Annotated in this window: 12 protein-coding genes and 2 tRNA genes; all 14 read right to left on the bottom strand. The window is 38.3% G+C overall.

Features of this window, described 5'->3' with window-relative positions:
- Positions 1–27 precede the first annotated feature (27 nt).
- Positions 28–408, bottom strand: coding sequence for a hypothetical protein (locus DWX43_RS08510; RefSeq protein ID WP_118620012.1), 381 nt, complete (start codon positions 406–408; stop codon positions 28–30).
- A 69-nt stretch (positions 409–477) separates the two neighbouring features.
- Positions 478–1539: an N-acetyltransferase gene (locus tag DWX43_RS08505; RefSeq protein WP_118620011.1), complete on the bottom strand. Its 1062-nt coding sequence runs from the start codon at positions 1537–1539 to the stop codon at positions 478–480.
- Positions 1540–1545: 6 nt separating this feature from the next.
- Positions 1546–2082: an ATP-binding protein gene (locus tag DWX43_RS08500; protein WP_118620010.1), complete on the bottom strand. Its 537-nt coding sequence runs from the start codon at positions 2080–2082 to the stop codon at positions 1546–1548.
- Positions 2075–3094 (bottom strand): DUF4435 domain-containing protein, encoded by a 1020-nt coding sequence (locus DWX43_RS08495; RefSeq protein ID WP_147356294.1) that lies wholly within the window; start codon positions 3092–3094, stop codon positions 2075–2077. The genes DWX43_RS08500 and DWX43_RS08495 overlap by 8 nt, the downstream gene beginning before the upstream one ends.
- Before the next feature lie 3 nt (positions 3095–3097).
- Positions 3098–4453, bottom strand: coding sequence for an AAA family ATPase (locus DWX43_RS08490; protein ID WP_182440654.1), 1356 nt, complete (start codon positions 4451–4453; stop codon positions 3098–3100).
- A 173-nt stretch (positions 4454–4626) separates the two neighbouring features.
- A complete protein-coding gene (locus DWX43_RS08485) occupies positions 4627–5280 on the bottom strand; it encodes a recombinase family protein (RefSeq protein WP_118620007.1) in 654 nt (217 codons plus the stop codon).
- A gap of 136 nt (positions 5281–5416) precedes the next feature.
- Positions 5417–6772: an AAA family ATPase gene (locus tag DWX43_RS08480; RefSeq protein ID WP_118620006.1), complete on the bottom strand. Its 1356-nt coding sequence runs from the start codon at positions 6770–6772 to the stop codon at positions 5417–5419.
- Between the two features lie 760 nt (positions 6773–7532).
- A tRNA-Pro gene (locus tag DWX43_RS08470) sits at positions 7533–7606 on the bottom strand.
- Between the two features lie 62 nt (positions 7607–7668).
- A tRNA-Gln gene (locus DWX43_RS08465) sits at positions 7669–7739 on the bottom strand.
- Between the two features lie 169 nt (positions 7740–7908).
- The gene (locus DWX43_RS08460; protein ID WP_118620004.1) at positions 7909–9123 is read right to left on the bottom strand and encodes an LL-diaminopimelate aminotransferase; all 1215 of its coding nucleotides are present in this window, start codon (positions 9121–9123) and stop codon (positions 7909–7911) included.
- A 16-nt stretch (positions 9124–9139) separates the two neighbouring features.
- Entirely contained in the window at positions 9140–9973 is an 834-nt protein-coding gene (dapF, locus tag DWX43_RS08455; protein WP_109730912.1) for a diaminopimelate epimerase, read from the bottom strand.
- A gap of 27 nt (positions 9974–10000) precedes the next feature.
- Positions 10001–10594 (bottom strand): ANTAR domain-containing protein, encoded by a 594-nt coding sequence (locus DWX43_RS08450; protein ID WP_330582235.1) that lies wholly within the window; start codon positions 10592–10594, stop codon positions 10001–10003.
- A gap of 35 nt (positions 10595–10629) precedes the next feature.
- Positions 10630–11961, bottom strand: coding sequence for a glutamine synthetase family protein (locus DWX43_RS08445; RefSeq protein ID WP_109730910.1), 1332 nt, complete (start codon positions 11959–11961; stop codon positions 10630–10632).
- A gap of 165 nt (positions 11962–12126) precedes the next feature.
- The gene (locus DWX43_RS08440; RefSeq protein ID WP_109730909.1) at positions 12127–12375 is read right to left on the bottom strand and encodes an HPr family phosphocarrier protein; all 249 of its coding nucleotides are present in this window, start codon (positions 12373–12375) and stop codon (positions 12127–12129) included.
- Between the last annotated feature and the right edge of the window lie 375 nt (positions 12376–12750).

The raw sequence follows: 12750 nt of genomic DNA, 5'->3' as shown, positions 1-12750 counted from the left end.
AAATGTTAGAATGGGCAGATATCTATTTCAATTTACATTTTCTACATAAATAAAAGACTGAGGAGGACATTTAATACCATACTCCTCTAAATCTTTTGGATTTTTATACTGTTTTATTTTTTTTAATTGAAAGGCTACAGCTTTTGTTGAATTAGCATAATATTGATCAAAAAATTCTTTATCAATTCCAGCAGCCTGTTTTGTTTTCTTCCAAACCTTTTCAGGTTTATCATATAGTATTTTTTCTACATAAGCCTCACCTGTAACCTTTTTTACTGGACTCGTAGAATAAATCAGTATTTTCTCTACGTTCCTTTTGCAAACTACTTTTCGAAACTCATATAGTTTTTTCCCTGAAAAAATGTTATTTACATGTTCAGGATTAATAGATAATAAAATTGTACACATTATAATCAGCCTTTCTAAGCTATTTTTATTGCTTTATTATACTCTATAGCCGATTTTTTTTCAAGTATTTTAGAACGTTTGTTCTGTTTTTCTTATTATTTTGTCAATAACTCCGCCATATGAAAGTATCCTATCAAACTCTTGATCTGAAAGTTCAAAAAATCCCCAATACTGATTCCGCTCTAATCCAATCTTCTCAATTAAATCATGGCGTACAATTCTTCTCTTCAACGCAAGATTATATGTCATTTTTATTGCTTTACAGCTTCCACGTCGATACCAATAATTTAAATCACTTTTATTGAAAACACTATATTGACAAGCATAATCATAAAATTGTTCAAAACCACTAAATTCTTGTTGTAAATGTATTTCATCAACAACACAAACCGAGGTAGCTACTGCTGAATATTCCGCACTTCTACCTTCTGATGCAGTCCTATATATTACTATTATATCTCCTCGCTTCAATTCTTCTACTCCCGCCATAGAACAAATGTAAATTTTATGGATTGAATTTGTGTATGAAATATCTGTAATTATTTTTTTATTTTCTGTAGTAAGTATAGAATCAGGAAACATAACTGAATGATATTTGGGATAGATACTTAAAAGGTACTTCCTTGCATTCATAAAATCAACCAAAGGATAGTCTTTGTTTATATCACCTTGAATTTTGCGCATATCCTTTAATAAAACAATTTCCTTGTCTTTTACCCCATATCGCCTAAAGCCAAATTTCTCTACTAAATTTATTAAGCCAACATGCCGTTCAAATACTGTCATATAACATACATCAACCCGTTCTTCCAACGCATAATCTAATATAATTTTTATAAAACGTTCTCCCAGCTTGGTTTTATGAGCATTGATCTTAAAAGTACCCACTTTAAGGATTCTGTCTGCTCTTATTTGGGGTATAACATCTCCAACTATCCCTTCCTCAACTTTTAAATATAAAAATCCTTCTATTTGTCCAAACTGGTTGTACTGTACAAAAGCATCTTGATACCTCTTTTTCTCAAACCATTTTTCAAATCCGGGGTAATCATTTTTTAAAGAATCAAAAAACTCATCATTTAAGTTTAACTCTCCAAAGATTTTATGACTCATACTATTATTGAAAATCATTGGTCATCACCACATTCCTTCGACATAATTTAGAAATTCATTCCTATCACACTTATGAGTAACATTTTCAAAATTCACCCTATATTTTTTCTTTAAATATTTAGCATACAGTTGCTCTTCTCTTTGTAATTCTATGATTTTTTCTATTTGTAGCGTTTTACTATCTCGCAAATTTAATCTATCATAAATCATTTCCGCTGAATCAGATAATATAATAATTCCACAAATATCAGCTTTTTTAACAAAGTTTTCTGGTATGCGTGTTACTTGACCGTCTTTATTAAGCATACATAAATGACCATCTAATAAAATATTCTTTTCTTTATATTCTGTTTTGAATTCTGCCAATGCCTTTAGTAAAATATCTTGATTATCATTAATATTGCTTACTCTTTTGTATCCTGCATCATCACTTACTTTATATTTTTCAATCAGAATGCTAGCCGTACAACAAACTAAATTATCCTTCTCTGTTATATTTTGTTTTAAAAAATACCCTTTACCGACTCCATGTACTCCACTAAACAAAATCACCTTACTCATTTGGAAACTTCACTCCCTTCTTATAGCAGTTCTGCTTTCCACAATCTTGACATTCACTCTGCTTCAAATAATCTTCGCAAACGTGAATAAAAAAAGTTTGCAGACTGACAGGCGGTTGAATCCTTGGACCTAATATAACCATCGCATTATTTGGATTTATTTCACATAATTTTTTAGGTTTCTTCCCGTGATCCTTATATAAGGAGGGAGCTAACACTGCCCCTTCCTCATATATATAATCTAACATTTTAATCATAAAAATCAATTCCCATTTTCCTCTTACAAAATAATGAGAATCATTTTTTTCAAACATACTTATGGATTTCCCTATTAATTCCTCATCACTAACATCCAGCTTTAGTTTCTCATTTATGTAGTCATATATACTCTGATTTTCAATACTGTCAACATAAATCTCTGTTCTTCTGACTCTTATCAACTTTTTCATATCGATATATTTCGCTAGGTGCTCTTTATTTTTAGTATTACTAACATACAACGATGCCATTAAATATTTTGATTTTTCACGGAACACTAAAAACTTTTGCTTATAAATATCCCTTATTCTCTCTATCTCTGCTTCCTCTGCATTGGTAAATCCATAAATCTCTTCCAAATATTCTATGAATTTGTCTTCACTTACAGCATCATTTTCAAATGAATACTTATCCGTTGTGTATATATTTACATCCTTATACTCTTCTCCTATCCAATAAGATAAATCCTGATCTACAAAAAACAATAATTGTTTCTTGCAAAATGTTTGCCAGTCCATATTTCTATGCAGCTTAAGGACATTAGCTTTGCCACCAACAAATATTTTATGTATATTACATACCTCAGGAAGCTGAATTGTTTTACATAATGCTGAATTATAATAACTCAAATCCTCATTTCCTTCGCAAAATAAAAATAACTGCATTTGGTATTTTTTATATTTATTAAGAAATTTATGGTAATAAACATTCGTTTTTTGGGTATAAAGTAAATGTTCTTCTATAATACTCATCATTTGCTACTCCAATATTAAAAATTCTTCAAGTGCATGAGCATCCGTTCTAAGTGAATTATCATACACAAATGGAGATTGAGTTGTAGCAACTAAGGCAACACAATTCTCCCCTTCGGTAATATCTTCAAGTATCCGCTCCTGCCACATTACTGATAAAGATAATTCAGGTTCATCAATTAAAATCATTATTGAATCATCATCTGACAGGAATAGATAACTAAATAGTGCAACTATTTGTTTTTCTCCCGAAGACAATTGTTCTAAACCAATCTCCTTTCTTTCCGGTTTATTACTATCAACCTCGATAGCATATTTAAATTCGTTTGGCTTATAAATAAAGTTTTTATTACTTAAATACAAATTGCATGAGTGAAAAAAATGTTCTAATTTATTCTCTTTGTCCTTTAGCTGCTCATATCTTTCCACAAGCATATTGTAAAAATATATCACAATCTTATCATACTCTTGGTAATCATCCTTTTTTTCCAATACTTCTAATAGAGTATCCTTGACTTGCATTAATTCACTTTCTGGCATATCAATATAATTCATTCCATTAAAAACCATTTCTATATATTCCGGCTCTGTGCTTTCTTCTGTCAACTCTAAATGATTTTGATAGTCCTGAATAAGAATTCCTCTAAAACAGTTTAAATTCAATCGTGATGCTGTTATGTTATACGCATCTTTGATAGAAACTATGTTCTTATTAATGGCATCTGCCACATCTTGCATACCCATATTAGAAATTTCCATAAATTTATTCTGGGTTCTTCTTCGAATATTTCTATGTCTGTTTATTCTCCCAAAATATTCTCCCCTTTTACTCATCACATGCTCAGTACGTCTATATGTAGGCATATATATAATTTTACATTTTAAATTATTACTGATCCACTCAGTAATTTCTTTCATGTCTTCGGGCATTTTTTTACTTAATTCTTCAAGAATACTTAAAATTTCCTCTAAAAATCTTTTAGGAAATGAGCAATTATTTAATATCTCTATAAGCTCTGATGGATAAAACATTTTTTTATATTCAAATATTTCATCTTTCATTGAACTAGGCATATGTTGGAATATCTCATTATCGCTTGCCAATGCATACTCTCTAATTTCATTTAACTGCTCCTTATCAAATTTCCGACTTTCCTTTCCGAAAGTAATTTTAATTTGCTGAAAATCTTCCTTATTCAGTTCCGACCAATTACTCGACAAGCAATAATATAGTATTCTTAAGATGGTTGTCTTACCACTCCCATTTTCTCCAACAATAATCAAACGATTATTGTTAAAGTTCAGTTTATAATTTTTTTCTCCCCATAAACCATATATAATAAATTCATTTAATTGATTCATACATTTCCCCTTCTTATTTTCAGTTTCCTTATGCTGATATATCATTTTAACATATATAGAATTATTTCCCAATAATTATTTTTCATTCTCTTAATATTAATATTCCCCACAACCTCTACCTTATGGGACAGCCTGAATTCCACATCAGGCTGTCTCCCAAAAAGTATAATTACCTATTCTAGTTTATCTGCCAAAATAGAACCGGCTTTTGATACATGTTCATCCTCATAAGCCCTGACGAACCGATAAAATGTGCTGCTTGACAGATGCAACTGAATCATGGCTTTTTTGGCCGTGATTTCTTTCTGTTTCCATCTCTGATATATCTGTTCAAAATCTGGAGGTCTTGGTACTGCTGGTCTTCCGAGATGTTTGCCTTTTAACTTGGCGGCATCAATTCCTTCCCTCTGCCGTTTCCTGATAGTCAGGCGTTCCTGCTCCGCGATACTTGCCAACACTTCAATTAAAACATTCTGTATCATCTCAATAATCCACTGTTGCCCTTCCGGTGCTTCTATTAGAGAAGTTGGCAAATCCAAAATCTTTAATCGAATACCATTATCCTTAAACCACTCCAGTTCCTGTTTTATATCCTGTTTGTTTCTGGATAATCTATCCAGAGATGTGATAACCAGTGTATCTCCCGGCCTCAATCCAAGTGCACCTTTTAACGCCTTATAAGATTCACGTTCAAGGCTGCTCCCGCTTGCTTTATCTACAAGAATATTTTCTTCAGGAACATACTGACTAAGTGCAGCTATCTGTCTGTCCGAGTTCTGTTCCCTACTGCTGACCCTTGCATATCCATAAACTGTTTTTCTAACCATACGCGTCCTTTTCTAATATATTCATCGCAATTACCATTTACCGAGAATTAAAAACTGCCAGAGTAATATCACCTCTGGCAGCCGTCTTATCTCTCAATATTTTAAAATGCCTGAAAGGCAATTATTTGTTAATAAATCATCTGTCATTAAAGTTTAATTTTCCTGCCATATATATTGGCACTGTATATTTTCTCCCCTCCGCTACACCGCCATAAGTGTCTCCTTTCAATAAGAACAGATATCTGATCTTCCCCTCTTTCAGCATCCGGTTGGCTGTTTTCCCGATATCTTTCCCTGCCTTCACTTCTATTCCGTAGACACATTCGTCCTGAAGGCTCTTCACAATAAAATCAATCTCACCGCCCTTATACAGTCCAAACATAGGTGACCGTCCTGCCACTTCCATCTCACGAATCATCTGTTCTATATAACGGCATACAAAGTTCTCATTTATTATCCCTTCAATATTTCGTCGGTCTGCTCCTGCCATCTTAAGAAACAGACGTGCAACACCTATGTCTTTAAAATAAAAACGGCAGTTAAAGGTCACATCCAGAATATCTCCTTCATTCACTCTATCACAATATCCTATGATATTTGAACGGTACAGCCATGCAATCGCATTGTGGATGCTTGTCTTCGTTACTTTGTTCGATTCTTCCTTAAAAATAATCTTCGATAAGTCCGTCATCAGGTCTTTTGAACCTTTTTTCTCTCGTACCATAGTCTGGGCTATTGCAGGAAATATCTGTTCGAAAAGGTTCATCTCCAGTACATTGTCAAAATACCGCTCTGATTCTTCTATAAAAATACTGATCAGCTCCTGCAGAAGTTTTTGGCATTTGTCCAAATCTCCCGACTCAAAATATTCATTCACCACTGCAGGATATCCGCCAATTTGGCAATATATGTCATATAGCTGCTTTAATTCATCGTATTTTTCATGGCTGCCCCTTCCAAACAAATCCAGTCCGTCGTAGATGTCTCTTTTTCCCGCCGCCTCCAGAAACTCTTCATATGATAATGTCTCCAGAGTCATGGTTTCAATATCTCCTGCCGGAAGAAAATATTCTTTCTGTACGGTCTTTCCAAGGTAACTGCCAGTCACGATAAAATGTGCCTCAAATTCCCGGGAGAATTGCCGGATAAGAGAAAATACTTTAGCAGATTCCTGTATTTCATCTATCAGTATAATGGTTTCGCGGTCATCTGTAAATTCCTGATCAAACAGTTCCAATGCCTTATGGATTGGTTTCTCTATCCTTTTCTGCCCCGGCTCCCATTCCGTCGCTTTATCCAGACAGGAGATAAACTCCTGCCCGGATGTCTGCATCATATTAATGTAAATAAAATTATTATAATTCTCCTCGGCAAACTTGGTCAGTATATATGTCTTGCCAACCTGTCTCGCCCCATTAATTTCCAGAACCTTTCCAGAATCTCTTTTTTTCCACTGCAGCAGATTTTCGTATATATCTCTCTTTAAATCCATTTTGCACTCCTAACAATCTTTCTGGCTTTTTAATTATTGTAACAAATCATATGCACAATGGCTAGGTTAAGTTTTATTTCTACAGGGCAATGTAAACCTTCCCTGACTGTCTGTTATATGCATATATGCTGTTTCCCAACTGCTCCTTTTCTTAAACCTGTGATTCATTGATTTCTACAACCATTGCTTTCAACATTTCAGGACAATTTTCCACCATTGGGATATATTTTATGCACTCGCATTGGGAAGGATATATTCTAAATACCAAGCATATAATATACACAACACTGCATTATGGATTAAGACGATCAGAGGTATTTGGTATAACAGAAAAGTCGCTGGATTTTAAAAGGCATTTACTGAAAATTGAACGTACTATCTTACACAAGAAATGGAATCTTTCTTTAAAGGTGTAGTACTAAAAAAGGAAGAAAACAAATTATTTTATGGAGATACATATGTCGACAATAAGGAGATATTCGTATGGGATGATGGACATTCTATACGCCCTGATTATGTTTATCACCACTTTAAAAAGTTAGCAGAGATTTTTGGCAGACCCGATATGACCTTCCATTCACTTAGGCATTCAACGGCTTCCATATTATTCGAACTTGGATGGCATCCAAAAGAAATACAAGAGTGGCTGGGACACCCCTCAAAAAGAATGTGCTCCACCATATAAAGCTGCGGTATAATCACAAAAAGAAAATACCGGAATCCCCATCTTACAAAGGATTCCGGTATCTTACTCAGTTAATCGGAGTGACGTGATTCGAACACGCGACCTCTACGTCCCGAACGTAGCGCTCTACCAAGCTGAGCCACACTCCGATATGTATGAACTTGTCTTCTCGTAAAGAGAAAATTAAGAATCTGCTTTCGCAGATTCTCAACTACGGATGAAGGACTCGAACCTTCACAAACAGAGTCAGAGTCTGTTGTGCTGCCATTACACCAATCCGCATCAGCATTTTGTTTTGTCTTGTCCGACGCAACATCGTTATTATATCAGACTCCCCGAAAAAATCAACCCCTTTTTTTAATTTCCATCAAAAAAATAATTCTATGGTTATTTTCAGAATATTCTGAAAACGGGCTTCAAAAGGGTCAGACCCCTTTAAAGCCCATCTGCTTTACAGTGCCTTGATTCGTTCCATCGCCGCCAATGTGTTTTCGTAACTGCCGAATGCGGTCAGTCTGAAGTATCCTTCTCCGCTTGGGCCGAATCCTGAGCCCGGTGTGCCTACCACGTTGGCCTTTTCGAGCAGGTAATCGAAGAAATCCCAGGAACTCATTCCTTCGGGTGTCTCTAACCAGATGTATGGTGCGTTGACACCTCCGGAGACGTTATACCCGGCATCTTTTAATCCGTGATAGATGATTTTCGCGTTATTCATATAGTATGCTATCTGTTTTTTCAGTTGTTTTCTGCCTTTTTCGGAGTATACTGCTTCCCCTGCTTTCTGAACGATATAGGGGGCGCCGTTGTATTTTGTGCCGTGTCTTCTTGCCCAGAGGGAGTGCAGGGTTACTTCGCCACACTTCAGGTCTTTTGGAATGATCGTTGCACCAAGGCGTACGCCTGTAAAACCGGCGTTCTTGGAGAAACTTCTCAGTTCAATTGCACACGTCCTTGCACCTTCGCATTCGTAAATGGTATGCGGCACATTCTCCTCGGAGATATAAGCCTCATATGCGGCGTCATAGATGATGACTGCCCCCACCCTGTTTGCATAATCTACCCAGTCCTGAAGCTGTGATTTTGTCAAAGTGGATCCAGTCGGGTTATTCGGGAAACACAGATAAATAAGATCCGGTGTTTCTTTCGGAAGTTCCGGGGCAAAATTGGTGTCTGCAGTGCATGGCATATAGATGACATCACTCCATGTTTCTGTTTTTGCATTGTAAATCCCGGTTCGTCCGGCCATCACATTTGTATCTACATAGACAGGATAGACGGGATCACATACTGCTATTTTATTGTCAGTGCTGAAGATCTCCTGAATGTTTCCGGAATCACACTTTGCACCATCTGAAATAAATACTTCGTCTGCTGCTATATCACAGCCGCGTGCCTGATAATCATTTTTTGCCATTGCGCTTCTTAAGAATTCATACCCAAGATCCGGCGCGTACCCGTGAAATGTCTCTGCGTTCCCCATTTCGTCTACTGCACTGTGCAGGGATTCGATAATTGCAGGGGCCAGAGGCTGTGTGACATCCCCGATCCCCAGACGGATAATAGATTTATCCGGGTTTGCCTCTGTATATGCATTCACTTTTTTTGCGATCGTTGAAAACAGATAGCTGCCCGGTAATTTCAAATAATTGTCATTGATTTTAAACATAACTTCCTCCTTTGCTTTATTGATTCCATTCTCCTTCGAAAACGACTTCCGCCGGACCGGTCATGTATACAGTGTCTTTCTCCTTGTCCCACTCGATCAGAAGGTCACCGCCGAGAAGCTTCACTGTAACCTTATCTTCCGTCAGACCATTGAGGATACACGCAACAGCAACAGCACATGCACCGGTTCCGCATGCAAGTGTTTCTCCGGAACCTCTTTCCCATACCCGCATCTGCACGGTATGTCTGTCCAAAACCTTTACAAACTCGGCATTAACGCGGTTTGGAAAGCGTTCATGATTTTCAAACTTAGGCCCTGTCTTTTCGATCTCTAGATGCTCAATATCATCCATATAAACGACTGTATGAGGGTTCCCCATAGACACTGCTGTCATTCGGTATTCTGTTCCGTCAACCAGAATCGGCTCATCCAGAACAATATCCCCTTCAGATACAACCGGTATCTTTGCCGGCTCCAGAATTGGTTTTCCCATATCGACTTTAATTCGGACCGCTTTTCCATTATCAATTGTCAGGTCCAGATATTTGATCCCGCCCAGTGTCTCGACTGATATCTGTGTTTTATCGGTCAGGCCATAATCATAAACATATTTTGCCACACAGCGGATTCCATTGCCGCACATTTCGCTTCTGGACCCATCCGCATTGTACATCTCCATTTCAAAATCAGCCACCTTGGACGGATTAATCAGTATTAGCCCGTCTGAGCCGATTCCGAAATGCCGGTCGCTGACTTTCACTGCCAGTTCAGACGGATTTTCTATCTTTTCCTCAAATCCATTCACATAGACATAATCATTGCCCAGTCCCTGCATTTTTGTAAACTTCATTTTCCTGTTCTCCTTCATCCCTTTTGGTTATTCTTCCATGATTGTCAGAACCATACGCGCGGTCTCCGGCATATTGGTTCCGCTGTCCATACTGCATTTCTGCAGATACCGGTGTGCCTCTTCTTCCGTCATTTGATTGCGTTCCATCAGCAATGACTTTGCCTGATCTATGACCTGCTGCTGCGCCGCATTTCTGTTTTTTGCCGCTTCCCGCCTCTTACGGCGCCGGCGCTGCATGTTCTGAAGCATCATTTCTATCGTATTCAGTAAATCATATACTTTGATCGGCATAGGGAGCCCGATTACACCTTTTACAAGACCCTGCCCCCATTTGTCCGCAGAGGCAATTAAAAGGACTTCGAAGTTCTCCGGGAGGCATTCCCTCAATTCTGAATATAACATATCCTGCATCTTATATCCACATATGATAATCCCCTCTTCCAGATTATCCGCAAACTGGAGCGTCTGGGCACCGGTTGTGCAGATACCGGCAACTTCGATTCCCCCCCGCATTAAAACATTGCGGATATTAACTGCCGTTTCTTTTTTCGGAAATACAACTACAATACTGCCCACACTTCTGCACACCTCCTGTCCCTTTGTTTCCGGTTTTCCCGCCATAATCTGACAGGTTTCCTATCTGTTACAGACAAATTTTATAACTTATGGAGGTAATTGTTGATTTCCCATTCTGTCACCTGCATGCAGTATTCATGATACTCATTTTTATGCGTCTCTATCAGTTTGGCAGTCAGGTCAGCTCCGAGCACATCCTGGATAAAGGTGTCTTTTTCCAGCTCGCTGACCGCCTCCATCAGGTTCTTCGGAAGCGCTTCTATGTTCAGACGTTTTTTCTCCTCATCCGTCATGGACTGTACGTCGGCATCCACACTTTCCGGCGGCATGATTTCGTTTTTTATCCCGTCCATGCCGGCGGCAAGCAGAACCGCCAGCGCAAGATATGGGTTCGCCGACGGGTCGGGACTTCTCAGTTCTATCCTTGTACCATCCCCCCGCATGGAAGGAATCCGGATAAGCGGCTCCCTCGTCTTAGCAGACCATGTCATATAAACCGGAGCCTCATATCCGGGCACAAAACGTTTGTAAGAGTTCACGGTCGGGTTCGTAATGCATGTGATCGCTTTCATATGTTTCATCAGTCCGCCCATAAAATAATAGGCTTCCCTGCTCAGCCCATTTTGATCAGTGCTGTCCTGAAAAATATTTTTCCCGTCCTTTGCCAGAGAAAGATTGATATGCATTCCGGAACCGTTGACCTCGATCTTTGGTTTTGGCATAAAGGTCGCATGGAGCCCGTGGCGTTTCGCGATCGTCTTGACTACCATCTTAAAAGTCATGATATTATCTGCCGTTGCAAGCGCTTCGTCATAGCGGAAATCGATCTCATGCTGTGCAGGGGCGATTTCGTGATGGGACGTTTCTATCTCAAACCCCATATCCTCGAGTGTCAGCACCATATCCCGTCTTGCATTTTCGCCAAAATCCAGCGGGCCTACATCGAAGTAGCTGCCCTGCTCATGAGTAATTGTCGTAGGCAGCCCGTCATCATTTGTGTGAAATAAAAAGAACTCACATTCCGGTCCTGCATTCATAGTATATCCCATTTCCGCAGCTTCCCGCACAACCTTTTTCAATACATATCTCGGGTCGCTCTCGTAAGGTGTCCCATCCGGCCGCCGCACATCGCAGATAAACCTTGCCACTTTTCCCTGCTGCGGCCTCCAGGGGAAGATTGCAAACGTGTCAAGATCCGGATACAGGTACATGTCGGATTCCTCGGTCCTTGAAAAACCTTCAATAGAAGATCCATCAAACATGCACTTATTGTCCAGTGCTTTCTTAAGCTGGTTCATCGTGACTGCCATATTTTTCATTGTTCCATAGATATCAGTAAACTGGAGACGGATGAACCCTACATCCTCTTCCTCCGCCATATTCAGGATATCTTTTTTCGTATAATTATACATCTTTATCCCTCCTGCCTGAAAGTACAATATAAAAATGGGCGCTCTTCCTCTAAAGAAAAACGCCCTTGTTTCGTCCTATTATAACTATCTGTTTTAAAAATGTCAATTCCCGGTTATATATTCTCGTGTATGCCGATCACATATCCTGATGTAACTGACATCCTTTTATCTTGTGAATTTATAAATCTTCTCTCTAAGTCTGTCAAAATCTCCGCTATGTACCTGAAGTTCCATCTCTTCCTGCATATTGAGACTGCAGATTCCGAGGATCGACTTGGCATCTACAACCATTCTCCCCTGAACAAGATCAAGGTCTCCTCTATAATCCTTGATTGTCTGCACAAATTCCTGAATCTCGTTTACATTTGAAAATCCCACTCTTACTGCATTTAATGTCAAAGTTTCCCCCGGCATGGCTGTTCCCTCCTGAATATCTTAGAGTATTCCATCTATCCTGATGGAAATTATTTAGTTACTGGCAATAGTCGCCACGGTTTAATATTGTACACTAATTATGCGGAAAAGAATAGTGTAAAAATTAACGATATTTACGATATTTTTTAATGTAATTCAGCACTTTCTAACCACTTCTCATGCTCCATATTCCGGTAGATACACAGCTGTTATATCCTAAGAGCAATATTTAATTTTTAATCTGTCTTCCTGACGCATCCAGATGGTATCCGTCTTTATAGATCAGTTCCGACACCGGTACGATCTCAAACCCCTGCTTTTTCAGTCCCTTAATCACCTCCTAGTATAATAATGATGTAGTCAATCAAGACTACT

Origin of the sequence: Clostridium sp. AF19-22AC (assembly GCF_003479085.1) — a bacterium.
GTDB classification, from domain to species: Bacteria; Bacillota; Clostridia; order Lachnospirales; family Lachnospiraceae; genus Faecalicatena_A; species Faecalicatena_A orotica.
Note: the sequence above shows the minus strand (reverse complement) of the source record. Positions and strands in the feature narration are given on the sequence as shown.

Bases quoted from the DNA above. Each gene is read 5' to 3' on its own strand.
- DWX43_RS08510 (WP_118620012.1), bottom strand. From the start codon at position 408: ATGTGTACAATTTTATTATCTATTAATCCTGAACATGTAAATAACATT.
- DWX43_RS08505 (WP_118620011.1), bottom strand. From the start codon at position 1,539: ATGATTTTCAATAATAGTATGAGTCATAAAATCTTTGGAGAGTTAAAC.
- DWX43_RS08500 (WP_118620010.1), bottom strand. From the start codon at position 2,082: ATGAGTAAGGTGATTTTGTTTAGTGGAGTACATGGAGTCGGTAAAGGG.
- DWX43_RS08495 (WP_147356294.1), bottom strand. From the start codon at position 3,094: ATGATGAGTATTATAGAAGAACATTTACTTTATACCCAAAAAACGAAT.
- DWX43_RS08490 (WP_182440654.1), bottom strand. From the start codon at position 4,453: ATGAATCAATTAAATGAATTTATTATATATGGTTTATGGGGAGAAAAA.
- DWX43_RS08485 (WP_118620007.1), bottom strand. From the start codon at position 5,280: ATGGTTAGAAAAACAGTTTATGGATATGCAAGGGTCAGCAGTAGGGAA.
- DWX43_RS08480 (WP_118620006.1), bottom strand. From the start codon at position 6,772: ATGGATTTAAAGAGAGATATATACGAAAATCTGCTGCAGTGGAAAAAA.
- DWX43_RS08460 (WP_118620004.1), bottom strand. From the start codon at position 9,123: ATGTTTAAAATCAATGACAATTATTTGAAATTACCGGGCAGCTATCTG.
- dapF (WP_109730912.1), bottom strand. From the start codon at position 9,973: ATGAAGTTTACAAAAATGCAGGGACTGGGCAATGATTATGTCTATGTG.
- DWX43_RS08450 (WP_330582235.1), bottom strand. From the start codon at position 10,594: ATGGCGGGAAAACCGGAAACAAAGGGACAGGAGGTGTGCAGAAGTGTG.
- DWX43_RS08445 (WP_109730910.1), bottom strand. From the start codon at position 11,961: ATGTATAATTATACGAAAAAAGATATCCTGAATATGGCGGAGGAAGAG.
- DWX43_RS08440 (WP_109730909.1), bottom strand. From the start codon at position 12,375: ATGCCGGGGGAAACTTTGACATTAAATGCAGTAAGAGTGGGATTTTCA.